The 23,067-nt window shown below is 38.4% G+C and carries 26 protein-coding genes and 2 tRNA genes; 5 read left to right on the top strand and 23 right to left on the bottom strand.

Translation table 11 applies throughout. The features are described 5' to 3' along the window. The first annotated feature begins 118 nt into the window (after positions 1 to 118). Together H7U01_RS01940 and rnjA are read left to right on the top strand one after the other, a co-directional pair. Positions 119 to 349, top strand: coding sequence for a DNA-dependent RNA polymerase subunit epsilon (locus H7U01_RS01940; protein ID WP_064523125.1), 231 nt, complete (start codon positions 119 to 121; stop codon positions 347 to 349). Between the two features lie 4 nt (positions 350 to 353). Continuing rightward, the gene (gene rnjA, locus H7U01_RS01935) at positions 354 to 2,036 is read left to right on the top strand and encodes a ribonuclease J1 (RefSeq protein WP_002884294.1); all 1,683 of its coding nucleotides are present in this window, start codon (positions 354 to 356) and stop codon (positions 2,034 to 2,036) included. A 100-nt stretch (positions 2,037 to 2,136) separates the two neighbouring features. Here rnjA and H7U01_RS01930 read toward each other — a convergent pair whose 3' ends face one another. The 5 genes from H7U01_RS01930 to H7U01_RS01910 all read right to left on the bottom strand — a co-directional run bounded on the left by H7U01_RS01930 (position 2,137) and on the right by H7U01_RS01910 (position 6,786). Beyond that, positions 2,137 to 2,769, bottom strand: coding sequence for a CHAP domain-containing protein (locus H7U01_RS01930; protein WP_064523128.1), 633 nt, complete (start codon positions 2,767 to 2,769; stop codon positions 2,137 to 2,139). 186 nt (positions 2,770 to 2,955) lie between these two features. Further along, positions 2,956 to 4,299, bottom strand: coding sequence for a type I glutamate--ammonia ligase (gene glnA, locus H7U01_RS01925; RefSeq protein ID WP_002884322.1), 1,344 nt, complete (start codon positions 4,297 to 4,299; stop codon positions 2,956 to 2,958). A gap of 48 nt (positions 4,300 to 4,347) precedes the next feature. Continuing rightward, positions 4,348 to 4,722 (bottom strand): MerR family transcriptional regulator, encoded by a 375-nt coding sequence (locus H7U01_RS01920; RefSeq protein WP_008535631.1) that lies wholly within the window; start codon positions 4,720 to 4,722, stop codon positions 4,348 to 4,350. A 173-nt stretch (positions 4,723 to 4,895) separates the two neighbouring features. Continuing rightward, positions 4,896 to 5,399, bottom strand: a complete 504-nt coding sequence (locus tag H7U01_RS01915) for an FUSC family protein (protein ID WP_037602725.1) — start codon at positions 5,397 to 5,399, stop codon at positions 4,896 to 4,898. A 187-nt stretch (positions 5,400 to 5,586) separates the two neighbouring features. Further along, positions 5,587 to 6,786: a phosphoglycerate kinase gene (locus H7U01_RS01910; RefSeq protein WP_002891914.1), complete on the bottom strand. Its 1,200-nt coding sequence runs from the start codon at positions 6,784 to 6,786 to the stop codon at positions 5,587 to 5,589. A 141-nt stretch (positions 6,787 to 6,927) separates the two neighbouring features. Here H7U01_RS01910 and H7U01_RS01905 point away from each other — a divergent pair, with 141 nt between their 5' ends. After that, positions 6,928 to 7,590, top strand: coding sequence for a hypothetical protein (locus H7U01_RS01905; RefSeq protein WP_201041036.1), 663 nt, complete (start codon positions 6,928 to 6,930; stop codon positions 7,588 to 7,590). Between the two features lie 153 nt (positions 7,591 to 7,743). Here H7U01_RS01905 and gap read toward each other — a convergent pair whose 3' ends face one another. The 10 genes from gap to rsgA all read right to left on the bottom strand — a co-directional run bounded on the left by gap (position 7,744) and on the right by rsgA (position 17,648). Next, positions 7,744 to 8,754, bottom strand: coding sequence for a type I glyceraldehyde-3-phosphate dehydrogenase (gene gap / locus H7U01_RS01900; protein WP_002884461.1), 1,011 nt, complete (start codon positions 8,752 to 8,754; stop codon positions 7,744 to 7,746). A 188-nt stretch (positions 8,755 to 8,942) separates the two neighbouring features. Next, positions 8,943 to 11,024 carry an elongation factor G gene (gene fusA, locus H7U01_RS01895; protein ID WP_002891917.1) on the bottom strand — a complete coding sequence of 694 codons (2,082 nt, stop codon included), beginning with the start codon at positions 11,022 to 11,024 and terminating at the stop codon, positions 8,943 to 8,945. 212 nt (positions 11,025 to 11,236) lie between these two features. Then, positions 11,237 to 11,707, bottom strand: coding sequence for a 30S ribosomal protein S7 (rpsG, locus tag H7U01_RS01890; RefSeq protein ID WP_002884746.1), 471 nt, complete (start codon positions 11,705 to 11,707; stop codon positions 11,237 to 11,239). Positions 11,708 to 11,725: 18 nt separating this feature from the next. Next, entirely contained in the window at positions 11,726 to 12,139 is a 414-nt protein-coding gene (gene rpsL, locus H7U01_RS01885) for a 30S ribosomal protein S12 (RefSeq protein ID WP_002884809.1), read from the bottom strand. A gap of 228 nt (positions 12,140 to 12,367) precedes the next feature. Then, entirely contained in the window at positions 12,368 to 13,183 is an 816-nt protein-coding gene (gene purR, locus H7U01_RS01880) for a pur operon repressor (RefSeq protein ID WP_002891918.1), read from the bottom strand. Between the two features lie 93 nt (positions 13,184 to 13,276). Continuing rightward, entirely contained in the window at positions 13,277 to 14,218 is a 942-nt protein-coding gene (locus tag H7U01_RS01875) for a 3'-5' exoribonuclease YhaM family protein (RefSeq protein WP_002884679.1), read from the bottom strand. After that, a complete protein-coding gene (locus H7U01_RS01870) occupies positions 14,208 to 15,482 on the bottom strand; it encodes a DNA recombination protein RmuC (RefSeq protein WP_060971715.1) in 1,275 nt (424 codons plus the stop codon). The genes H7U01_RS01875 and H7U01_RS01870 overlap by 11 nt, the downstream gene beginning before the upstream one ends. Before the next feature lies 1 nt (position 15,483). Next, positions 15,484 to 16,116, bottom strand: a complete 633-nt coding sequence (locus H7U01_RS01865) for a thiamine diphosphokinase (RefSeq protein ID WP_060971716.1) — start codon at positions 16,114 to 16,116, stop codon at positions 15,484 to 15,486. Beyond that, complete coding sequence (gene rpe, locus H7U01_RS01860) at positions 16,109 to 16,768, bottom strand: ribulose-phosphate 3-epimerase (RefSeq protein WP_014635070.1); 660 nt, start codon at positions 16,766 to 16,768, stop codon at positions 16,109 to 16,111. Before rpe ends, H7U01_RS01865 begins: the two co-directional genes overlap by 8 nt. A gap of 7 nt (positions 16,769 to 16,775) precedes the next feature. After that, positions 16,776 to 17,648, bottom strand: coding sequence for a ribosome small subunit-dependent GTPase A (rsgA, locus tag H7U01_RS01855; RefSeq protein WP_014635071.1), 873 nt, complete (start codon positions 17,646 to 17,648; stop codon positions 16,776 to 16,778). Positions 17,649 to 17,786: 138 nt separating this feature from the next. On the opposite strand from rsgA, the gene H7U01_RS01850 reads away from it, so the two are divergent. Beyond that, positions 17,787 to 17,867: transfer RNA gene (locus H7U01_RS01850), tRNA-Leu, on the top strand. 39 nt (positions 17,868 to 17,906) lie between these two features. Here H7U01_RS01850 and rsmA read toward each other — a convergent pair. The 5 genes from rsmA to trxA form a co-directional block, all read right to left on the bottom strand. After that, complete coding sequence (rsmA, locus tag H7U01_RS01845) at positions 17,907 to 18,779, bottom strand: 16S rRNA (adenine(1518)-N(6)/adenine(1519)-N(6))-dimethyltransferase RsmA (RefSeq protein ID WP_201041034.1); 873 nt, start codon at positions 18,777 to 18,779, stop codon at positions 17,907 to 17,909. Between the two features lie 126 nt (positions 18,780 to 18,905). After that, positions 18,906 to 19,466, bottom strand: a complete 561-nt coding sequence (rnmV, locus tag H7U01_RS01840) for a ribonuclease M5 (RefSeq protein ID WP_021143590.1) — start codon at positions 19,464 to 19,466, stop codon at positions 18,906 to 18,908. Next, on the bottom strand, positions 19,459 to 20,235 hold the full coding sequence (locus tag H7U01_RS01835) for a TatD family hydrolase (protein ID WP_037620485.1): 777 nt from the start codon (positions 20,233 to 20,235) through the stop codon (positions 19,459 to 19,461). Before H7U01_RS01835 ends, rnmV begins: the two co-directional genes overlap by 8 nt. Positions 20,236 to 20,288: 53 nt before the next feature. After that, positions 20,289 to 20,720, bottom strand: coding sequence for a CoA-binding protein (locus tag H7U01_RS01830; protein ID WP_014635075.1), 432 nt, complete (start codon positions 20,718 to 20,720; stop codon positions 20,289 to 20,291). Between the two features lie 65 nt (positions 20,721 to 20,785). After that, positions 20,786 to 21,100, bottom strand: coding sequence for a thioredoxin (trxA, locus tag H7U01_RS01825; protein ID WP_002884315.1), 315 nt, complete (start codon positions 21,098 to 21,100; stop codon positions 20,786 to 20,788). Positions 21,101 to 21,295: 195 nt separating this feature from the next. Here trxA and H7U01_RS01820 point away from each other — a divergent pair, with 195 nt between their 5' ends. Further along, positions 21,296 to 22,078, top strand: coding sequence for a protein-ADP-ribose hydrolase (locus tag H7U01_RS01820; RefSeq protein ID WP_021143587.1), 783 nt, complete (start codon positions 21,296 to 21,298; stop codon positions 22,076 to 22,078). 35 nt (positions 22,079 to 22,113) lie between these two features. Here H7U01_RS01820 and H7U01_RS01815 read toward each other — a convergent pair whose 3' ends face one another. The 3 genes from H7U01_RS01815 to H7U01_RS01805 form a co-directional block, all read right to left on the bottom strand. Then, positions 22,114 to 22,527: an acyl-CoA thioesterase gene (locus H7U01_RS01815; RefSeq protein WP_002884641.1), complete on the bottom strand. Its 414-nt coding sequence runs from the start codon at positions 22,525 to 22,527 to the stop codon at positions 22,114 to 22,116. 17 nt (positions 22,528 to 22,544) lie between these two features. Next, a complete protein-coding gene (gene traF / locus H7U01_RS01810) occupies positions 22,545 to 22,880 on the bottom strand; it encodes a conjugal transfer protein TraF (protein WP_048790120.1) in 336 nt (111 codons plus the stop codon). A gap of 111 nt (positions 22,881 to 22,991) precedes the next feature. Beyond that, positions 22,992 to 23,065, bottom strand: a tRNA-Asn gene (locus H7U01_RS01805). Positions 23,066 to 23,067 lie beyond the last annotated feature (2 nt).

Here is a 23,067-nt window from a genome sequence, read left to right as displayed (position 1 = left end):
CAAGGCTACTAGCTATTACTCATAAAGTGAATATCATAACGTCAAGTAAATCATAGAAAGATTAACTTGACCGGTTTTTTTATAGAATGGCAGAGCCTTTTGGAAAGAAAGGAAAACCATGATTTATAAAGTCTTTTACCAAGAAACTAAAGAGCGTAATCCACGCCGTGAACAGACAAAATCACTCTACCTAGATATCGATGCAAAAACTGAACTTGAGGGACGTATCCAAGCTCGTCAAATCATCGAAAAAAACACTGCCTATAACATCGAATTCATCGAGCTCCTCTCAGAAAAAGCCCTTGAATACGAAAAAGAAACAGGCGTTTTTGAAGTAACGGAGTTCTAAGACCATGGCATCAAAAATCAATCTAAAACCTGAAGAAGTTGGGGTTTATGCGATTGGTGGTTTGGGGGAAATCGGTAAAAACACCTATGGTATTGAATACCAAGATGAGATTATCATCGTCGATGCGGGTATTAAATTCCCCGAAGACGATCTTCTCGGAATCGACTATGTCATCCCAGACTATTCTTACATCGTTGAAAACGTTGATCGTGTAAAGGCACTTGTCATTACCCACGGTCACGAAGACCATATTGGTGGGATTCCCTTCCTTCTTAAACAGGCAAATATCCCAATTTATGCAGGACCGCTTGCTCTTGCTCTTATCAAAGGAAAATTGGAAGAACACGGACTACTTCGTGACGCACAACTCTACGAAATTAATGCTAATACAGAGCTTACTTTCAAAAATATGAGCGTGACCTTCTTCCGCACTACTCACTCAATTCCAGAACCTCTCGGTATTGTCATCCATACACCTCAAGGTAAAATTGTGTGTACCGGTGACTTTAAGTTTGACTTCACCCCAGTAGGGGAACCAGCAGACCTTCACCGTATGGCTGCACTTGGTGAGGAAGGTGTTCTTTGCCTCCTCTCAGACTCAACCAATGCTGAAGTACCAACTTTCACTAATTCCGAGAAGGTTGTTGGCCAATCCATTATGAAAATTATTGAAGGCATCCACGGACGTATTATTTTCGCCTCATTTGCCTCAAACATTTTCCGTCTTCAACAAGCTGCCGAAGCCGCTGTAAAAACTGGCCGTAAGATTGTTGTCTTCGGACGTTCTATGGAAAAAGCCATTGTCAATGGAGTTGAACTAGGTTACATCAAGGTTCCAAAAGGGACTATCATTGATCCTAGTGAGATGAAAAACTATCATGCCAGTGAAATTCTTATCATGTGTACCGGTTCTCAAGGGGAGCCTATGGCGGCCCTTGCACGTATCGCCAATGGTATGCACCGCCAAGTGACACTACAACCTGGTGACACTGTCATCTTCTCATCTAGTCCTATTCCAGGGAACACCACTAGCGTTAACCGTCTGATTAATACCATTCAAGAAGCTGGTGTTGATGTTATCCACGGTAAAATCAACAATATCCATACCTCTGGACACGGTGGTCAACAAGAGCAAAAACTAATGCTTCGTTTGATAAAACCAAAATTCTTCATGCCTGTTCACGGTGAATACCGCATGCAGAAAGTCCACGCAGGTCTTGCTGTTGATTGTGGCGTTCCAAAAGATAATATCTTCATTATGGAAAATGGTGATGTCTTAGCCCTAACAAAAGACTCTGCGCGTCGTGCAGGTCACTTCAATGCTCAAGATATTTATGTTGATGGTAATGGCATTGGGGATATCGGAGCTGCCGTTCTTCGTGATCGTCGTGATCTTTCTGAAGATGGTGTCGTACTTGCCGTAGCTACTGTTGACTTCAAGTCTAAGATGATTCTAGCTGGTCCAGACATCCTCAGTCGTGGCTTCATCTATATGCGTGAATCTGGCGATCTTATCCGCGAAAGCCAACGCATTCTATTCAATGCTATTCGTATCGCTCTTAAGAATAAAGATGCTAGCATCCAATCTGTTAACGGAGCTATCGTCAATGCTTTACGCCCATTCCTATATGAAAAAACAGAACGTGAACCAATCATTATTCCAATGATTCTCACACCTGATAAATAAAAAAATGGTAGCCATCTAGCTACCATTTTTTAAGTTTAAATCCAGTCTGAGCACAACTCTTCCAGCAAGTAAAAAAGCGCTATAAGCGCTTCTTTTCGTTTTATGCACCTGGATAAATGTAAGATACTGAACCTGGTGTAGTTGAGTTTTGTGGATCAAACCAACCACGATAGTTATTGATTTGTTGCTGGTTGTTATAGTTTGACTCCAAGATTTGAATTTGACCATCTTGACCAACTTGTGTTACATAACCAACGTGACCATAACCACCATCAGTCCAACATACAATTGATCCTGTCACAGGTGTTGAACCTACAGCATAACCTTGGCTAGCAGCGCTTCCGGCCCAATCGCCACCATTACCCCACCAGTTACTTGCCCATGGAGCGACTTCCTTAACACCCCATGTACATTGACCAACTGGATAACGATTCCAAGTTGCATCTGAATCAGTAGCTGTTACCTCTGAAGAAGAAGCTTCTGTTGTTTCTTCAACTGCCGTAGTAGCTCCTGAAACTTCCAAGCTTCCACCAGGAACAATTGTTGACCAAATAGTCATGCCATTTTCAGCTGCTAATTGATAAGGATCTACACCATACTGACTAGCAATCCCGAAGAATGAATCTCCATTTTGAACTGTATAAGTATCAGCATTAACTGTTTGTGAGACTGTAAGACCAAGCAATAATGCACTTGAGGCTGCTGCCAAAGCAGCTTTTTTTGTAGTTTTCATATTTCCCCCTGAATAAGATTAATATGGAATTAGTTTAACACTCTCATATTTTAATGCGATTAAGGGGGAATAAAGAAATATGACAAAAGAAAACAGCTCAGTTAAAACTACGTAATTTGTCCAAGAACTTAATAAATTTAGAAGAAAAAGAAAACCAGGCATAACCTGATTTTCAAATTTAATTCCTTAATAAATGTCCAAGTAGTTATCAATTTCCCATTGTGAAACAAAGGTAGCATAGCTTGCCCATTCCATACGTTTCGCATCAAGGAAGTTTGTATAGATATGATTACCCAAAGCTTGACGAACCACTTCATCTGTTTCCAATGCTTTAAGAGCGTTACGAAGTGTTGATGGCAAATCAATAATACCTGCTTCTTTACGTTCTTCAGGAGACATTGAGTAAATGTTTGTTTCAACTGGATCTGGAGCATCAATCTTGTTAATAATACCATCAAGACCAGCTTCCAAAAGAACAGCAAGTGCCAAGTATGGGTTTGCCATTGGGTCTACTGAACGCAATTCCAAACGTGTACCCATACCACGAGACGCAGGAACGCGGATCAATGGTGAACGGTTGCTACCTGCCCATGCAATATATACAGGAGCTTCATATCCAGGAACCAAACGTTTGTAAGAGTTAACTGTTGGGTTAATAATTGCAGTATAGTTGTATGCATGTTTCATCAAACCACCAAGGAAGTAGTAAGCGTCTTGAGACAATTGCATACCACGTGGATCCTCTGGATCAAAGAATGCATTTCCTTCTTCAGTGAAGAGAGACATGTTACAGTGCATACCGCTACCAGCAATACCATATTTAGGTTTCGCCATAAATGTCGCATAAAGACCATGTTTACGAGCGATTGTCTTAACAACCAATTTGAAAATTTGGATATTATCACAAGCCTTCAAAACATCTGTATACTTGAAGTCGATTTCATGTTGACCAACCGCCACTTCATGGTGAGATGCCTCAACATCAAATCCCATTTCTGTCAACACATTAACGATTTCACGACGTGTGTTGTCTGCAAGGTCAGTAGGAGCAAGGTCAAAATAACCACCTTTATCGTTAACTTCAAGCGTAGGATTACCTTGCTCATCTAATTTGAAAAGGAAAAATTCTGGTTCTGGTCCAAGGTTAAATGATTTATAACCAACTTCTTCCATATGACGCAAAGCTTTTTTCAAGTTACCACGAGGGTCACCAGCAAATGGTTCACCCGCAGAAGTATAGATATCACAAATAAGACCAGCTACTGCACCATTTTCATCGCCCCAAGGGAAAACTGTCCACGTATCAAGATCTGGGTAAAGATACATATCAGATTCGTTGATACGAACAAATCCCTCGATTGATGAACCATCAAACATAGCTTTATTTGAAAGTACCTTATCCAACTGTTCATCTGTCGCAGGAATTTCAACGTTCTTCATAACACCAAGGATATCAGAGAACATTAAACGTAAGAAAGTAACATTCTTCTCTTTGACTTCGCGACGAATATCAGCTGCTGTGATTGCCATAATAGGGGTCTCCTTTATAAAAACCAAAAATAAAAGTTCAAAGCGTAATTAGATACGCAAGTTACCAAATTGTTGTGACGGGGTCGTAAAACGGCCTTGCTGAAGGAGTTCATCATGCAAGATACGTCGAACGTCCGCATCTGTTAAAGCCACTTGTTTTTGTTGGGCACGAACTTCACGCTCTTCGTACTCATGTTTAATCGCTGCAATATTGTAACCATCATCCAAAAAATCTTTGATTTCCAATAAACGATCCATATCATTTAATGAGTACATCCGACGATTTCCAGCTGTACGTTCAGGTTGAATTAAACCTTGATCTTCATAGTAACGAATTTGACGAGCGGTTAAATCCGTCAACTTCATAACTGTTCCAATCGGAAAAACAGCTAGAGAACGCCTTAATTCTTTCTCTCTTGCCATGATCATCCTCCTTTCCTAACAATTATATTCTGAATATTTCTACATGTCAACAGTTTATGTCACTTTTTCTTACACAATGAGCAATTACCGAACATTACATTGTATATTCGCTCTAATTTAAGGATTTTATCGAAAAATCATAAAAAATAGAGTCCAATAGAACCCTATCATTCTTATTTTAAATGTTTAAGTAGCCAATCATAATCATAATTGACAAGGATTGCTATAAAGACTCCACAGAAAGTTTCAAAGACTCTAGCAATAACATAAGTAAAAGTATTATCAGGCGGAATAGACAAGGTAATAATCAAAAGTGCAGCCACCCCTCCAATAACACCAGAAGCATTATTAAAAGACACATTAATGACAATCGTTAACATTGTCAAAATTGGAACCAATAGCAAGGTCACCCAAACTGAATGATGAAACCACATATTCACAAAGTAAAATAATAGCGACAAAAGACCTCCAACCGTATTCGCAAAAATACGTGATTTACCAAACTGAATACTTCTATCAAAGTTTTCTCGAAGGCTAAAGACTGCTGTCAAGCAACCAATCTGAAGCCCTTCCCAACCTAAAGCAGAAAAAAGACCTAAAACAAGAAAGACAGCAAGCCCCGTCTTAAGTGTACGCATACCAAATTTAAATTTTTTCGGTTCAAATTTCAATCCCATTTTACTATTTTAACATGATTATGAAACTTTTGGCTACTTCTACAGTATTATGCCGCAAAGTTCAAACTAATAATCGCAATTTTTTGAGAGAAACTTACTTCCCAATAATAGTTTTAGCCTCTATCAAACACCCAATAAGATGACACAAAAAAGAGTTGGTTTCCCAACTCTTTTCATTCTAATAGACTTATTTATCAGTAAGTGCAGCCAATCCTGGAAGTTCTTTACCTTCAAGAAGTTCCATAGAAGCACCACCACCAGTAGAGATCCATGAGAACTTGTCTGCACGACCAAGGTTGATAGCTGCGGCAGCTGAATCACCACCACCGATGATTGATTTAACGCCTGGTTGTTTCACGATAGCGTCCATCACACCGATTGTACCAGCTTGGAAGTCAGGGTTTTCAAATACACCCATAGGTCCGTTCCATACAACTGTTTTCGCACCCGTCAAGGCTTTATCGAATTCAGCAATTGATTTAGGACCGATATCCAAACCAAGGAAACCTGGGTCTACTGCTTCACCTTCAGTGTCTTTCACTTCAGTGTAGTCAGCAAATGCATTAGCTTCTTTTGAGTCAACTGGCAAGATCAATTTACCGTTTGATTTTTCAAGAAGAGCTTTAGCAACATCAAGTTTATCTTCTTCTACAAGTGAGTTACCGATTTCGATACCTTGTGCTTTGTAGAACGTGTAAGTCATACCACCACCGATAAGAACTTTATCAGCTTTTGCAAGAAGGTTTTCGATAACACCAATCTTATCAGATACTTTAGAACCACCAAGGATAGCTACGAATGGACGTTCTGGAGTTTCAACTGCTTCTTTAATGTAAGCAATTTCGTTTTCAAGAAGGAAACCAGCAACAGCTTTGTCAACATTTGCTGAGATACCAACGTTAGATGCGTGTGCACGGTGAGCTGTACCGAATGCATCGTTTACGAAGATACCATCTCCAAGTGATGCCCAGTATTTACCAAGTTCAGGATCGTTTTTAGATTCTTTCTTGCCATCAACATCTTCAAAACGAGTGTTTTCAACCAAGAGAACTTGTCCATCTTCAAGAGCGTTAACAGCTGCTTCCAATTCTGCACCACGTGTAACGCCTGGGATAAATTTAACGTCTTGACCCAATTTAGCAGCCAAGTCAGCGGCTACAGGAGCAAGTGATTTACCATCCTTATCAGCTTCTTCTTTTACACGTCCAAGGTGAGAGAAGAGGATTGCACGTCCACCTTGTTCAAGAATGTACTTGATAGTTGGAAGAGCAGCAGTGATACGGTTATCGTTAGTGATCACGCCATCTTTTACAGGTACGTTGAAGTCAACACGAACGAGAACTTTTTTCCCTTTCAAGTCAACATCTTTAACAGTCAATTTAGCCATTTGATCAGACTCCTTAATTTTTTAATACGTTTTCATTATATCACAAAATGCATAAAAGAGATAGCAAAATCAGGAGGATTTCTAGCTTATTGCTAGTATAATACATTTATCATATAATCAAAATAGAAAGGTAAAAAAGCTATGAAAAAACAACTAAACAATAGGCAGCAACAAGCTGACTATGATCTAAATGTAATCCTCATTCTTACCCTTGTTCCTCTTCTCCTCTTTCTTACTTTTAAACCAACTCTTTTTTCCTACACCAACCAAACCTCAGTACCACTATGGTTTCGATTAATCTTATTAGCCAGTTGTCAATTTGCCATTGCAGGCTTGGGAACCAGCACTGTTATGCTTTATCGTAAAGAATCTTTCAGATACTTTAGATTAATCACAAAAAATCTAGTTCCTACCCTTTTTCAATCTCTTCTTATAGCCTTACCACTTATCATATTGAAAGTAGTTACTCACCAGTTTCATTCCTATCTACCTCTTCAATCAATACAATTAACAAAAGAAGTAATGATACAATCATTTCCTAGTAATATTCTAGCATACCTATTCATCTGTCTTATTTGGGGATTCTGGGAAGGATTTAACTATGTAGTCATCTCTGAAAAGATACGCATATGTTTTCTATCTTCTTACTATTGGTTAGATAGTGGAGCAATAACTTGTGCGATTTTTTGCCATCTTATCCATGGAATCATTGGTTTTGATATCTATACCTTATTTGAAGCACTTACCGTTTTTATACTAATTTATGGTATGCTAACCATTCAAAAACACAATAAAAACTCCTGAGGTTGTGTCATGCTCTTTCTACTTATTTGGAATGCCTTCTAGCTTATTCATAAATCACAATACTACTGAGATTATAACAGCCAATTTATACGGCTGTTTTATTATTTTGAGAAATAAAAAAAGAGCCGAAGCTCTTCTTTTTATACAATTGAATTATTTAGCGATTTTCGCGAAGTATTCAAGAGTACGTACAAGTTGTGAAGTGTATGACATTTCGTTGTCGTACCAAGAAACAACTTTAACCAATTGTTTACCATCAACAGTTTGTACTTTAGTTTGAGTTGCATCAAACAATGAACCGTAAGAAATACCTACGATATCTGAAGATACGATTGGATCTTCAGTGTAACCGAATGATTCGTTTGAAGCTGCTTTCATAGCTGCGTTCACTTCATCAACAGTAACGTCTTTTTCAAGAACTGCTACCAATTCAGTAACTGATCCAGTTGGAACTGGAACACGTTGTGCAGCACCGTCAAGTTTACCGTTCAATTCTGGGATAACCAAACCGATAGCTTTAGCAGCACCAGTTGAGTTAGGAACGATATTTGCAGCACCAGCACGTGCACGACGAAGGTCACCACCACGGTGTGGTCCGTCAAGGATCATTTGGTCACCAGTGTAAGCGTGGATAGTAGTCATCAAACCTTGTTTAACACCGAAGTTATCTTGCAATGCTTTAGCCATTGGAGCCAAGCAGTTTGTAGTACATGAAGCACCTGAGATAACTGTTTCAGTACCGTCAAGGATGTCGTGGTTAGTGTTAAATACGATTGTTTTAACATCGTTTCCACCAGGAGCAGTGATAACAACTTTCTTAGCTCCACCTTCGTGCAAGTGTTTTTCAGCAGCATCTTTCTTAGCAAAGAAACCAGTTGCTTCAAGAACGATTTCTACACCGTCGTTAGCCCAGTCAATTTGTTCTGGGTCACGTTCAGCAGAAACTTTAACGAATTTACCGTTAACTTCAAATCCACCATCTTTAACTTCAACAGTACCGTCGAAACGACCTTGAGTTGTGTCGTATTTCAACAAGTGTGCAAGCATAACTGGATCTGTAAGGTCGTTGATGCGTGTAACTTCAACACCTTCTACGTTTTGGATACGACGGAAAGCAAGACGACCGATACGACCGAAACCGTTAATACCAACTTTAACTACCATTAGTGATTTCCTCCTTATGAAAATCAAATAAATATAATTTTGAGAGCAAGCTCTCCCTATTGTGAAAAGATTAACTTGAGCGCTTTCAACTCAACCTTTCAACAGTCATATTATATAATTTTTTTCAAAAAATTGCAAATAGAAAAAGGCACTTACTTTCATAAGTACCTTAACTTTATAAGTTCTAATTAAGCTTCACCAGAATTTTTCTTGATGATTTCTTCTTGAACTGATTTAGGAACATCTTCATAGTGGTCAAATACCATCATGAATGTACCACGTCCTTGTGTTGCAGAACGAAGTGTTGTTGCATAACCGAACATTTCAGCAAGTGGAACATATGCACGAACAATTTGGCTGTTACCATGTGCTTCCATACCATCAACACGTCCACGACGAGCTGTAACGTGACCCATAACATCACCAAGGTTTTCTTCAGGAACAGTGATTGTTACAAGCATCATTGGTTCAAGGATAGTTGGTTGTGCAGTCTTAGCAGCTTCTTTAAGTGCAAGAGATGCAGCAATCTTGAAGGCAGTTTCAGATGAATCGACATCGTGGTATGAACCATCGTAAAGTTTAGCTTTGATGTCAACCATTGGGTATCCAGCAAGGACACCGTTAGCCATAGATTCTTCCAATCCTTTTTCTACTGCAGGGATGAATTCACGTGGAACCACACCACCGACGATAGCATTTTCGAATTCGAAACCTTTACCTTCTTCATTTGGAGTAAATTCAATCCAAACATCACCAAACTGACCTTTACCACCAGATTGACGTTTGAAGAAACCACGTGCTTGTGTAGCTGCACGGAATGTTTCACGGTATGATACTTGTGGAGCACCTACGTTTGCTTCAACTTTGTGTTCACGTTTCAAACGGTCAACAAGGACATCAAGGTGAAGTTCACCCATACCAGAGATAACTGTTTCACCAGTTTCAGGGTTAGTTTCAACACGGAATGTTGGATCTTCTTCAGCAAGTTTTTGAAGACCGATACCCATCTTATCTTGGTCAGCTTTAGTCTTAGGCTCAACCATCAATTGGATAACTGGTTCTGGAACTTCGATTGACTCAAGAATAACTTTAGCTTTTTCATCAGTCAATGAGTCACCAGTTGTAGTATCTTTCAAACCGATAGCAGCAGCGATATCACCGGCATATACTTGTTCAATTTCTTGACGGCTGTTAGCGTGCATTTGAAGGATACGTCCGATACGTTCACGTTTACCTTTAGATGTATTCATTACGTATGAACCTGATTGAAGGATACCTGAGTAAACACGGATAAATGTCAAACGACCTACAAATGGGTCAGTCATAATCTTGAAGGCAAGAGCTGCAAATGGCTCATCATCAGATGCTGGACGAGTTTCTTCTTCGTCTGTATCTGGGTTGATACCTTTGATTGCAGGGATATCAAGTGGGCTTGGAAGGTAATCGATAACCGCATCAAGCATCAATTGAACACCTTTGTTCTTGAAGGCAGAACCACAAAGAACTGGGAAGAATTCAACGTTGATTGTTGCACGACGGATAGCTGCTTTCAATTCCTCGTTAGTGATTTCTTCACCTTCAAGGTATTTCATCATCAAATCTTCGTCAGTTTCAGCAACTGCTTCGATCAATTTTTCACGGTATTCGTTTGCTTGATCAACGTAATCAGCTGGAATATCTTCTTCAAGAATATCTGTACCAAGGTCATTAGTATAGATTTCAGCTTTCATTTTAATCAAGTCAATGATACCACGGAAATCATCTTCAGCACCGATTGGCAATTGGATTGGGTGTGCGTTTGCTTGAAGACGATCGTGAAGTGTGCTTACTGAGTAAAGGAAGTCTGCACCGATTTTATCCATTTTGTTGGCAAATACGATACGTGGAACACCATACTCAGTTGCTTGACGCCAAACTGTTTCAGTTTGAGGTTCTACACCTGATTGTGAGTCAAGAACGGTTACGGCACCATCCAATACACGGAGTGAACGTTGTACTTCGATTGTGAAGTCCACGTGTCCTGGTGTATCGATGATGTTAACGCGGTGACCATCCCATTGTGCTGTTGTAGCGGCAGATGTGATTGTGATACCACGCTCTTGTTCTTGCTCCATCCAGTCCATTTGTGATGCACCTTCGTGAGTTTCACCGATTTTGTGGATTTTACCAGTGTAGTAAAGGATACGCTCTGTTGTAGTTGTTTTACCGGCATCGACGTGGGCCATGATACCGATATTACGAGTTTTTGCAAGTGAAAATTCGCGTGCCATTAGGTTTATTCTCCTATAAATATTTTAGTTTACTTATTTATTATAACATTATTGTCAAAAAACGGATAGGCAGGACCTACCCGTTTTTTCACTAATATTTAACTGGTTTTCAAATGATATGAATAATATTATTTGAATTCAGAGTCAGCCTATTACAAATCCATAATCTTAGCTTATGAATATATGACTGTAATTCAGCTTGAAACTTATGATTACCAGCGGAAGTGTGCAAAGGCACGGTTTGCTTCAGCCATTTTGTGAGTATCTTCACGTTTCTTAACTGATGCACCAGTGTTGTTTGCAGCATCCATGATTTCTTTTGCAAGACGATCTTTCATAGTGTGTTCACCACGCGCACGTGATGCGTTAACCAACCAACGAAGACCAAGAGTTGTACGACGTTCTGGACGAACTTCAACTGGGACTTGGTAGTTTGAACCACCGACACGACGTGCACGTACTTCAAGTACAGGCATGATGTTGTCCATAGCTGTTTCAAATACTTCAAGAGCATCGTTTCCAGTTGCTTCTTTGATTTGCTCGAAAGCATCGTATACGATTGTTGCAGCAGTACCACGTTTACCGTCAAGCATTACACGGTTGATAAGACGTGTAACGATTTTTGAATTGTACAATGGATCTGCCAATACTTCGCGTTTAGGCGCTCTATTTTTACGACTCATTTTATCTTATCTCCCTTCTTATCCTTTAGGACGTTTAGCACCGTATTTAGAACGGCTTTGTTTACGATCAGCTACACCTGCAGTATCAAGTGCACCACGGACGATGTGGTAACGTACCCCTGGAAGGTCTTTTACACGTCCACCACGGATAAGAACAACGCTGTGTTCTTGGAGGTTGTGTCCGATACCTGGGATGTAAGCAGTAACTTCGATAAGGTTGCTCAAACGTACACGAGCGAATTTACGAAGGGCTGAGTTAGGTTTCTTAGGTGTCATTGTTCCAACACGTGTTGCAACACCACGTTTTTGTGGTGAAGATACGTTAGTTTGAACTTTTTTGTGGCTGTTGTAACCAACGTTCAAAGCTGGTGATTTAGATTTTACAACTTTTGATTGACGTGGTTTACGAACCAATTGGTTAATTGTAGGCATCTACATTCTCCTGTGTTTTTTTATTTTTGGTTGATATGGCACTTGGTGACAGCCCATATCTGTGTGTACTTTTGCAACTTATGTCAGCACGTCTCTGTACACTTTTGAGAGACCAAAAGTAAAAAGTACCGTCTAATATAGTATCATTTTTTGATAATTATTGTCAAGACTTTCTTGTTAAAAAGAAAAATTCCTAATCGTTAAATTAGGAATACTATCGTAGATTAATTATTTGTCAAAAATATTACCGACTTCAACTTCTACCTTCTGTGCTTTTACATCAATGTCAGAAACAGTAAGTAGGGATTTATATTCATGGATATCACGGTCACCTTTAGCATTTTCTGCGAATACAGCTACACCTACTAACTCACTATCAAATTCTGAAAGCAAGCTAATCATACCCGTAATGGTACCACCACCTTTAAGAAAATCATCAACAATAAGGACGCGGCTATTTGGTTTCAAACTACGTTTTGAAAGGAACATCTTTTCAATACGATCACTTGAACCACTAACATAGTTTACCGATACGGTTGAACCTTCTGTAATTTTCAAGTCACGACGAACGATAACAAATGGAATGTTCAAGACATCTGCTACTGCATTTGCTAAAGGAACTCCTTTAGTTGCAACTGTCATAACGGCATCAATTTTTTGCCCTTTAAAGGCACTGGCAATGATACGACCAACATTTTTCAAAATAGACGGTGTACTCAGTAAATCAGATAGGTAGAGATAACCACCTGGTAAGATACGATCACTCTCGGAAAGACGTTTACAAAGATCTTCAACCAGACTTCTTGCATCTTCATCAGAAATAGTTGGTGTAAACATAACGCCACCAGATGCACCCGTTACTGTTTCGATTTCTCCTATTTGACTTTCCTCAAAAGCTTTTTTAATGATAGCAACATCTTCTGAGATTGAAGACTTTGCAGCTTCATAACGTTCTGCAAAGGTGTTGAGGCTTGTCAATTGATAAGGATTATTAATCAGGTAGTTTGAAATCACTACCATGCGCTCACTTCGTTTTAATTTCATATGTTACCTATATTTTCTGTACTTTTTAACTATTATACCATAATACAGCAAAAAACGAACATTTTCATATGAAATGCTCGCTTAATTTCGATTTTAATCAAATTTTGGCTTGTAGAAAGAACGATTATCCATAGCAAAGAGACGATTTGTCATTTCTCCTGGACCTACTAGGTTAAGGGCTGTCGTCATCATCATCATACTGGCATCAAGATTATCAATCATATGAATAATTTCTGCTTCCATAATACGAGGTCGCACTGGGCTACCATACTCTAGTTGTCCGTGGTGGCTGAGAATAACATGACGCAAAACAACGACATCCTCACGCGTATCATCAATATTGAGCTCCATGAGCACCTTAGTGATTTCTTCATCAATCAAAGCAATATGACCAATCAAGTTTCCACGAACCGTATACTCAGTATTTTCAGGACCAGTAAGTTCAATAACCTTAGCTAAATCATGAAGCATAATTCCGGCAAAGAGTAGACTCTTATTGAGCTCTGGATAAATATCTCCAATGCTGTCCGCTAAGCGAACCATAGTAGCTGTATGATAGGCTAGTCCACTTTCAAAGGCATGATGATTTGTTTTAGCAGCTGGAAAAGTGAAAAACTCTTTATTATACTTTCGATAAAGGGCACGAACAACACGCTGCCAAGTTGCTTCCTCAATCTTGAAAATCATTTGCTCTAGGTATTCGCGTACTTCGGAAGGATTTACTGGTGGTTTCTCTTTGAAATCAGCTGGATCATTTGGCTCACCAAATGTAGGCAAGCGTAAGGTAATTTGGTTTACCTGAGGAGTATTATTATAAACCTCTCGACGTCCCTCCATATGCACTACTTTACCTGCGGTAAATTCTTCGACATTATAAGGTTGAGCATCCCATAGGTTGCCTGAAATCTCTCCAGTATCATCCTGGAATGTAAAGGCAATGTAATCCTTTCCTGCTCTTGTCTTACGTACCTCTGCACGCTTAATCAGATAAAAACCTTCAAAATACTCGTCTTTTTTCATTTGATTAATCTTCATGCTTGTCCTCGTTTTCTAATCGTGGTAAATCCAACAAACTTTGTGTCGCACTGTCTTGATAGGTTTCAATTGTATCAAGAGCTCTAACAATTGCCCTACTCCTTGTGTTAAGAAGACTATCGACGGTTTTACTTGCTGTATTCAATTGTTTCTGAGCTTTAGCTAACATATCTCCAAACCTGCCAAACTCTAGTTTGACGTTGCCTAAAATCTTACTAATATCATCCGCATTCTTTTGAATATTCAAAGTTCTAAATCCTACAGACAATGAATTCAAGAGTGCTGATAAGGTTGACGGACCTGCGATAACAATATTCTCCTCGCGACGAAGGGCGTCAAAGAAGGCCGGTTGACGTACTACCTCAGCATAAAGTCCTTCCGTCGGTAAAAATAATATACCAAAATTTGTAGTTTCAGGTGGGTTAAGATACTTCTTGTTAATATTCTTTGCAAATCGCTTAATACTAGTCAGAAGTGACTTACGGTGATTCTCAATCTCCTCTTTATTACCAGACTCATAAGCATCTTCCAGACGATAGTAATCTTCCAAAGGAAACTTAGAATCAATGGGAAGGTAGATATATTCATCTTTATGGTTTCCTGGCATTTTGATTGCATATTCAACTCGTTCACTTGAACCTGATACCGTAGGAAATTCTCGCTCGTACTGATTAACAGTCAATATGTCTTCAATAATTTGCCCTAATTGAAGCTCTCCCAAAATACCTCGTGTTTTTGTATTTGAAAGGACCTTGTTAAGACTTCCAACATCCTTGGCTACATTTTTCATTTCCCCCAAGCCCTGGTTAACCGACTCTAATTGTCTTGAAACCGTCTCAAAAGAGGCTTGTAAACGTGTTTGTAAGGTTTGCTCAAGTTTCTCTTCAACTGTCTGACGCATTTGTTCCAAACGTTTCTCATTGGAATCCTGCATATCTTTAACAGCTTTGGTTAAGCTTTGGTTTATTTGCTCAAGACGTTGGTCAGAACGGTCTCGATTATCAGACAAATTTTGATGTAAAACCTCTCGGATATCTGTCAACTGTTGATATAGTTCCATCTGCAATTGATTCAATTGCTTTGTTGTTTCCAGTTGGTTTGTCTTAGCAAAACTTTCCAATTGAAACGAAACTTGATCTGAAAGATTATCTGCATTTTCTTCCAAACTCTTATTAATCTGTTCTTTTAACTCCATATTCTTCAAGAAAAGAACAATAAGAATCCCCAAGCTTAATAAAGTTAAAAGTGAAAGTAGATAGATCATACTAACTCCTATCTTTAGTCTGGATGACAATCACATATCCATTTGGCACAAGCACTTGAATCGGACCATCAACGAATTCATTGCTAGAATAGATTTTCTTCTGGAAATAATTCATACTAGTTAATTCGTATTTTGCTCCCAAAATCGTCAGTTCTCCATCACCTTCATGTAAAAAAGAAACATATGTCATTCCGGGTTCTGGTAAAACTTTATGACTTCCTTCTGGATAATAAGTAATCTTATTTTGCTTATCTCGCAAACAGATACGCCTCATAAAAGGAGCTAATTCAGGATCGCTGACCAAAAATATATTTGATAACATATGATCAATTCTGCCACCAAAAGCACCGAAAATAGTTACTTCCGCCTCAGGATATAACTGAAATATAATTTTTAAGGCTAACTCTGTATCCGTATCATCCTTTTCAGCTGGAGCAATCATACAATCTTTGGCAGCTGATTGAATCATCTTTAACTCTGACCGAGATACTGAATCAAAGTCTCCGACAGCCAAATCAATAGGTAAACCTAACTCCAACAAACGTAAGCATGCGCGATCCACCCCAACAAAATAATCAAAATCGGTAGTGAACCACTCTAGCTCACCACCGACAAATAAAGCTATTTTAGGCATCGATAGCATCACGAAGCGTTTGAACTTGCGCTGTCAAATCAGGATTTTTGAAGAGGTAAGAGCCCGCTACAAAAACATTAGCCCCCGCCTTGGCACATGCTGCAATAGTGTTGTTATCTACACCACCATCAACTTCAATATCGAATGAATAGCCACCTTTTTCACGAAGCTCCACAACACGCTCTACTTTAGACATCATTTCTGGAATGAACGCCTGACCACCAAAACCTGGATTTACAGTCATGATAAGTACTTGATCCACTAAATCAAGTACAGGAATAAGTGCCTCAACTGGGGTTCCAGGATTAATCACAACACCTGCTTTCATACCAGCAGCTTTGATTTTCTGGAGGGCACCATGGATATGCTTAGTGGCTTCAACATGAATGGTCATGATATCTGCACCAGCTTGTGCATAGGCATCCACATAACGCTCAGGATTAACAACCATAAGGTGGCAGTCAAAAACTAACTTGCTGTGTTTACGCATGCTAGCAACCACATCTGCTCCCCAACTGATATTAGGAACAAATTGACCATCCATAATATCAATGTGAACATATTCCGCACCTGATGCATCAATACGAGCTAGTTCTGAAGCAAAATTAGCGTAATCAGCAGCTAGGATAGAAGGAGCAATTTTATATGACATGAGAGACCTACTTTCTTTTTACAGTTTTTTTATATGTTTCACGACGATTTTCAATTTCACTTAAGAATTGAAGGTAATTATCATAACGGACTTGCCAGATTTGGCCATTTTCAACCTCATCCTTAACAGCACAAGAAGGCTCATGGGTATGAGTACAAGAACGGAATTTACAGCCATGACTAGCTTGACGGATTTCTGGAAAAGCTTCACTCAAGTCCTCGGCATTATCCACTTCATAATCTAGCGAAGAGAATCCTGGTGTGTCAGCAATCTTCCCACCATGAACGTCATAAAGACTTACAGCCCTTGTAGTATGACGTCCACGACCTAGACTGTCTGAAATCTCACCTGTTTCCAACTTCAACTCTGGGGCAATACGGTTCAACAAGGTTGATTTTCCAACACCCGTCTGTCCCATAAAGACTGTTATTTTATCAGTCAAGAGCGGCAATAGTTCTTCCAAACTGAAGATAAAATCAAAACCAATTTTTTGATACTGTTTTTGAATGGCTTTCATTTCTGAATCATCTTCAACCAAGTCCATCTTAGAAATATAGATTACAGGCTTTATATTTTTATGCTCTAGTAAAACCAAAAAACGGTCCAAAAGATTACTGTTAAAATCCGGTTCCTTAGCAGACATAATAACCACAGCCTGATCTATATTGACAATGGGTGGACGCACTAAACTATTGATTCGTTGACCAATTTTTAGGATATAACCTTCTGAATTTTCCTCTGCTGAAAATTCAACAAAATCTCCAACATAAGGTGTTTGTCCTTTTTTTCTAAAATTTCCTCGTGCACGCGTCTGGTATACAACACCATCATGCTCTACATAATAGAAACCTGCCAGTGCTTTGATAATTCTTCCTTGCAAGTGAACTCCTCATTCGTTTAATAGCCCTATTATATCACAAATTAGAAAGCTTTTCTGGAACAAAAAAACTGATCTTCCATTTCCCATGGACCTCCTTGCATTTTCAATAGATTGAAGTATAATAGGCATATCATCTGAGGAGGTGGTGGAATGGCAGACACGCATGCTTCAGGCGCATGTGCTTTTTCAAGCGTGAGGGTTCAAATCCCTTTCTCCGCATAGCTAAAAATCCCACTGAGATTCAGTGGGATTTTTGAATTATAGGCCTGCTTCTCTCAAAGCATCTGATAAGTATGCAAAATCAGAAATAGATAAAGCCTCTCCACGAATAGAAGGTTTTATATCTGCAATTTCCAAAGCCTGCTCAAGTTTGGTTTTCACTTCTTCAGATTTACCAAAATGATTTGTTAAATTATTCCACAATGTCTTACGACGATGGACAAAGCTAGCCTTAGCCACTCGGAAAAGGAAATCCTCATCTTTAACTTCAACCAACGGTTGTTCACGGCGCGTCATCTTCAAAATTGCTGAGTCAACATTCGGGGCTGGTACAAAGACTGTACGAGGGACAACAAATGCCACTTTAGCGGTCATATAATACTGCACAGCAATTGATAGAGAACCATAAGCCTTGCTATTAGGCTCTGCAGAAATGCGGTCAGCAACCTCTTTTTGCATCATAACAACAAATTCTGCAAAAGGAATCTTACTCTCAATCAAATGCATCAGAATTGGCGTCGTAATATAGTATGGCAAGTTAGCTACAACCTTGATTGGTAGTTCTGGATTTTTAAACTCTTTGACACGTGTCTGTAAATCCGCCTTGAGAACATCTTCATTAATCACGTTAACATTATCATGATCACGTAATGTATCCTCCAAAATCGGAACCAATCGATCATCAATTTCAAAAGCCATAACTTCCGCAGCATTTTCAGCCAAGAATTCTGTTAATGCTCCGATACCAGGTCCAATTTCAATCACATTGACATTTTTATCAATCTCTGCCGTATCAACTATTTTTTGTAAAATATTTGTATCTGTTAAGAAGTTCTGTCCGAAAGACTTCTTAAAGGTAAAGCCATGGCGCTCAAGGACAGCCTTGGTCACGCTATAATCTGCAATTCTCATTTATTCTCTTTTCTTATTAATTTCACGATTTTTATATTTGGACACAAAACAAGTCCAAATTCTTAATTATCCCAACCTCTATAATAAACTACTTAATAGCGATTTGATTTTAAGATTACTGGTAGTCTAATAATTTGACATAGCCTCTTCTAGCTCCTCTAGAGTAATTCCAAACAATTCCAAACGTTTTAGAAGCTGCTTTCCATTGCAATAACCAATACGAAGCGCCTCGCCCAAATATTCTCGACGCTTTCGACTATCTGCTCCCATTAGTAGTCCTAACTTCATAAGATTTGATTTACTAATATCAAACTGATTATCATCATCGTAACTACCTAGAACTCCAGATAAGGCCTTTTGAAGATCCTCAAAACTCGCATGCTCAACACCCAATGAACGACCTTTAGTCTTAGATTTTGGTGTTGCTTCCCCACGGTTTAAAAAAGCATGCTTTGCTGTCGGAACAGCTTCCATGATGATTTTACGGATACGTTCACCATTATAGTCTGGATCAGTAAAAACAATCACTCCGCGTAAGTCATTAAGCTTATCAATACGCTCTAAGTCGTCTTCATTGATAGCAGAGCCTCTAGTCTCATAGGTATCCACCTCATAAAAACGTCTCAAATTTGCCGTATCATCCTTACCTTCTACCACGATGACTTCTTGAATTTTTATTTTATTCATCCAGCCCAAAAATCCTCATCGCATTATCATAGGTAGCCCTAGCAACCTCTGCACTTGTTAAACCACGAAGCTCAGCAATCTTATCTACTACGTAACGCGTATAGCCTGTACGATTCTCGCGACCACGTTTGGGAACGGGTGCCAAATACGGTGCATCCGTTTCAACCAGAATCTTATCTAAAGGTAACTTCTGAGCAGCTTCTTGGACATCCAAAGCCTTCTTAAAAGTTACAACACCTGAAAACGAAATCATCATTCCAAGATCAACAAATTTTTGAGCCATTTCTAGGGATCCTGAGTATGAGTGCATAATCCCCCCACGAGGACCGACACCAACTTCTTTAATAATAGCGTAAGTATCCTCAAGTGCATCACGTGTATGGACAACAAAAGGTAAATTGTGTTCCTTTGACAAAGCTATTTGACGCTTAAAGACATCAATCTGAATCTCTTTAGGATCTTCCATCCAATAATAATCCAAACCAATTTCCCCAAGTGCCACTACTTTCGGATTATCCAATTGTGATACAATCATATCCTCAATTTCCTGAGAATAGGACCCTGCTTCCGTAGGATGCCATCCAATCGTACTATATAGTTGATCATACTTCTCTGATAGTGCTAAAGATTTATCAATTGTTGGCTTATCAAAACCAACAATATTCATTTTTATAACACCTAGTTCAGCTGCAAAATCTATTTCTTCTTGTTCTTTTCCTGCAAAATTATCCACATTAAGGTGGGTATGCGTATCAAAAATTTCAATCATAGGTCTATTATAACAAAAACGAGCGAGCATAGCTCACTCACCTTTTCATTTTATTAAACAAAGAGTCGCATATATTCTATCTTTGTACAACGATTCATTACAATATCCTGTCTATTCGCTTGACGAAGAATAGTCTCAGCCTCCTCATTCTCAAGACCAATTTGACTCCAAAAAACTTTTGCATCCGTCTCAAGAAAATCATAAGCAACATCTGGTAAAAACTCACTTCGTCTAAATACATCAACAATATCAATCGAAAATGGGATATCTTTAAGATAAGCATAAACATGCTCTCCTAGGAGCTCCTGACCTTCTAGTTTGGGATTTACTGGTATGATACGATAACCAGCAGCTTGTAGAAAATGAGCAACCTGATAAGATGCTGCCTCCTTACGATGAGATAAACCAACAATTGCAATCGTCTTTGCTGATTTTAAATAAGATTCTATAACCTCAGCACTAGGATTTTGAAATGAATAAGACATAAGACTCTCCTCGTCGTTCGAATAAATTAAAAATAAAAATCCCTAAACGGGACTGTGAAGATTAGTTAGCTAAGCTCTGCAACGATAGCTTTAATTTGTTCTTTTGTATGTACACCTGCAACTTGCTTAACAACCTCACCATCTTTTTTGAAGAGTAAAGTTGGAATAGACATGATTCCAAACTTCTGAGCTGTTTCTGGGTTCTCATCAACATCAATTTTAACAATCTTAAGTTCATCCTCTGAAATCTCTTCAGAAAGTTGCTCAAGAATTGGTGCTTGCATCAAGCAAGGCCCACACCAAGTTGCCCAAAAATCAATCAAAACGAGTCCTTCAGCTGTTTCTTGTTCAAATGTAGCATCTGTTACTACTTGTGTCATATATTCATCCTCCTAGACATTATAAAACTTTTGTAGACCTATTCTATATGATTCTAAAGGCCATTGCAAGAATTTGATACATACATAAAAAATTCTTATCAAATATTAGTCATTGCCTATCATAGACATTACTTGCTCACAGCCTATCTTGGGAGTATAATAATAAAAAAACTATAAAAATAGAAATGAGTAAATATGGATAAAGATGCAATGATTACCTATCTCATAGGTGAACTCAAAAAAGAAAATCTAGAATTACATGATTTGATTATCCCAGAAGAACTCGAAGAAAAGCAAAAGCTTCTCAGAGCGCTCTTTAATACACGTAAACCAATGGCAGCATCAACACAATTCTTGACAATACAAGACCTTTACCTACAAGTTAGGAAAGGGGAACGTGGATTTGTACAACTCAGTTCACTCCAGCCTATCCCACAAGATGATCGAATCTACCTCTGGAAGGGGGATATTACAAGACTTGAAGTAGACGCAATCGTAAATGCAGCCAATAAAACCTTACTAGGATGTATGAAACCACTTCATGATTGTGTAGATAATGCTATTCATACATATGCAGGCGTTCAGTTACGCCAAGCTTGTTTCGAACTCATCTTAGAACAAGGATATGAAGAACCTGTTGGCATGGCTAAAATAACCCCAGCTTACAATCTTCCTTCTGCTTTTGTCATTCATACAGTAGGTCCGAAAATAGTAGACCAACCGACACAAATTGATGAGGATCTTTTAGCAAAAAGCTATCTCTCAGTATTAGCACTAGCCGAGAAAAATAACATTGAATCAATAGCTATTCCATGTCTATCAACTGGAGATTTCAATTTTCCAAAACAAAAAGCTGCCAAAATCGCCATTCAAACAGTCAAAACCTTTATTGATGAATCAAGTATAATAAAAAAAGTTATATTTAACGTATTTGATGATGAAAATTTAGCAATTTATCAAAAACTGCTTGCTGAATAAAAAAAGAAGAAAATCAAAATGATTTTCTTCTTTTTTTATTGCATAACTGAATGCTCTTTTAAAAGATTAAAAAATGAGGGATAATCTCTTTTAAGATTAACAAAACCACCATCCTTAGATAAGAAACTATGTTCAGAAGCAGCTGTACAAACAAGAACACCATTCTGATTTACCATATGGTATACAAAAGAAAGTCTAGCAGATTTAACACTTTTAACAATAATCTCAATAGAAATCTCATCTGCAAAAGTAGAAGTAGCTTTATAGTCACAGGAAATTGAAGTAACAGGAGAGATAATTCCCTCCTCTTCAATTTTTTCATAAGGCCAACCTATCTCTCTTAGAAAAAAAGTTCTAGCCTCTTCCATCCATCGTACATAATTGGAATGATGAGTAATACCCATTCGATCTGTTTCATAATACTGGACCTCGTGTTTACAAATAAACATAAGAACCTCCAAAAAGATTAAGAAATAAAATCTAAAATGTCATCCTCAGAAAGAGAAGAGTCACAAACAACCTTAGCAGTTCCATTTTCTGAAACAAAGAGAGCTGGGACGGTAGCAATACCATATCTTTTACGTAAAGCTTGAATATCTTCAAGTTCTTCACTATTTTCACTATTAATATAGAAAATAGTAAGATTTGAATTACGTGCAACATTAGATAATTTAGGTTCAAAAAGTTGACAATATGGACAAGAAGGACGGCCAATAAATAAAATAAACTTATCTGTAGAAGAAATTTTATCTTTAGCAGTAGAAATAGAAATAGGTGTAAACTCTGATGCAAAATTCGACATAATAATACCTCTCAAATAAAATATAATCATATCATATCTGAAATTAAGAGTTTTAACAAGTAAATAACTTAACAAAAAAAGCTAGACCTACGTCCAGCAATGAAACCTATACTCCGCCAGTAGGACTCGAACCTACGACATCATGATTAACAGTCATGCGCTACTACCAACTGAGCTATGGCGGATA

The organism is Streptococcus sp. 21.1 (genome assembly GCF_016648635.1).
Lineage (GTDB): Bacteria > Bacillota > Bacilli > Lactobacillales > Streptococcaceae > Streptococcus.
Note: the sequence above shows the minus strand (reverse complement) of the source record. Positions and strands in the feature narration are given on the sequence as shown.

What these genes read in the sequence shown, in the direction of transcription:
- rpsG (WP_002884746.1), bottom strand. Translation starts at nt 11,707, where the DNA reads ATGAGTCGTAAAAATAGAGCGCCTAAACGCGAAGTATTGGCAGATCCA.
- traF (WP_048790120.1), bottom strand. Translation starts at nt 22,880, where the DNA reads ATGTCGAATTTTGCATCAGAGTTTACACCTATTTCTATTTCTACTGCT.
- H7U01_RS01930 (WP_064523128.1), bottom strand. Translation starts at nt 2,769, where the DNA reads ATGAAAACTACAAAAAAAGCTGCTTTGGCAGCAGCCTCAAGTGCATTA.
- H7U01_RS01905 (WP_201041036.1), top strand. Translation starts at nt 6,928, where the DNA reads ATGAAAAAACAACTAAACAATAGGCAGCAACAAGCTGACTATGATCTA.
- H7U01_RS01940 (WP_064523125.1), top strand. Translation starts at nt 119, where the DNA reads ATGATTTATAAAGTCTTTTACCAAGAAACTAAAGAGCGTAATCCACGC.
- H7U01_RS01920 (WP_008535631.1), bottom strand. Translation starts at nt 4,722, where the DNA reads ATGGCAAGAGAGAAAGAATTAAGGCGTTCTCTAGCTGTTTTTCCGATT.
- glnA (WP_002884322.1), bottom strand. Translation starts at nt 4,299, where the DNA reads ATGGCAATCACAGCAGCTGATATTCGTCGCGAAGTCAAAGAGAAGAAT.
- H7U01_RS01870 (WP_060971715.1), bottom strand. Translation starts at nt 15,482, where the DNA reads ATGATCTATCTACTTTCACTTTTAACTTTATTAAGCTTGGGGATTCTT.
- gap (WP_002884461.1), bottom strand. Translation starts at nt 8,754, where the DNA reads ATGGTAGTTAAAGTTGGTATTAACGGTTTCGGTCGTATCGGTCGTCTT.
- H7U01_RS01875 (WP_002884679.1), bottom strand. Translation starts at nt 14,218, where the DNA reads ATGAAGATTAATCAAATGAAAAAAGACGAGTATTTTGAAGGTTTTTAT.
- H7U01_RS01865 (WP_060971716.1), bottom strand. Translation starts at nt 16,116, where the DNA reads ATGCCTAAAATAGCTTTATTTGTCGGTGGTGAGCTAGAGTGGTTCACT.
- rpsL (WP_002884809.1), bottom strand. Translation starts at nt 12,139, where the DNA reads ATGCCTACAATTAACCAATTGGTTCGTAAACCACGTCAATCAAAAGTT.
- H7U01_RS01835 (WP_037620485.1), bottom strand. Translation starts at nt 20,235, where the DNA reads ATGATTGAAATTTTTGATACGCATACCCACCTTAATGTGGATAATTTT.
- H7U01_RS01915 (WP_037602725.1), bottom strand. Translation starts at nt 5,399, where the DNA reads ATGGGATTGAAATTTGAACCGAAAAAATTTAAATTTGGTATGCGTACA.
- rsmA (WP_201041034.1), bottom strand. Translation starts at nt 18,779, where the DNA reads ATGAGAATTGCAGATTATAGCGTGACCAAGGCTGTCCTTGAGCGCCAT.
- H7U01_RS01830 (WP_014635075.1), bottom strand. Translation starts at nt 20,720, where the DNA reads ATGTCTTATTCATTTCAAAATCCTAGTGCTGAGGTTATAGAATCTTAT.
- H7U01_RS01820 (WP_021143587.1), top strand. Translation starts at nt 21,296, where the DNA reads ATGGATAAAGATGCAATGATTACCTATCTCATAGGTGAACTCAAAAAA.
- rnmV (WP_021143590.1), bottom strand. Translation starts at nt 19,466, where the DNA reads ATGAATAAAATAAAAATTCAAGAAGTCATCGTGGTAGAAGGTAAGGAT.
- rnjA (WP_002884294.1), top strand. Translation starts at nt 354, where the DNA reads ATGGCATCAAAAATCAATCTAAAACCTGAAGAAGTTGGGGTTTATGCG.
- H7U01_RS01910 (WP_002891914.1), bottom strand. Translation starts at nt 6,786, where the DNA reads ATGGCTAAATTGACTGTTAAAGATGTTGACTTGAAAGGGAAAAAAGTT.
- trxA (WP_002884315.1), bottom strand. Translation starts at nt 21,100, where the DNA reads ATGACACAAGTAGTAACAGATGCTACATTTGAACAAGAAACAGCTGAA.
- fusA (WP_002891917.1), bottom strand. Translation starts at nt 11,024, where the DNA reads ATGGCACGCGAATTTTCACTTGCAAAAACTCGTAATATCGGTATCATG.
- rpe (WP_014635070.1), bottom strand. Translation starts at nt 16,768, where the DNA reads ATGTCATATAAAATTGCTCCTTCTATCCTAGCTGCTGATTACGCTAAT.
- H7U01_RS01815 (WP_002884641.1), bottom strand. Translation starts at nt 22,527, where the DNA reads ATGTTTATTTGTAAACACGAGGTCCAGTATTATGAAACAGATCGAATG.
- purR (WP_002891918.1), bottom strand. Translation starts at nt 13,183, where the DNA reads ATGAAATTAAAACGAAGTGAGCGCATGGTAGTGATTTCAAACTACCTG.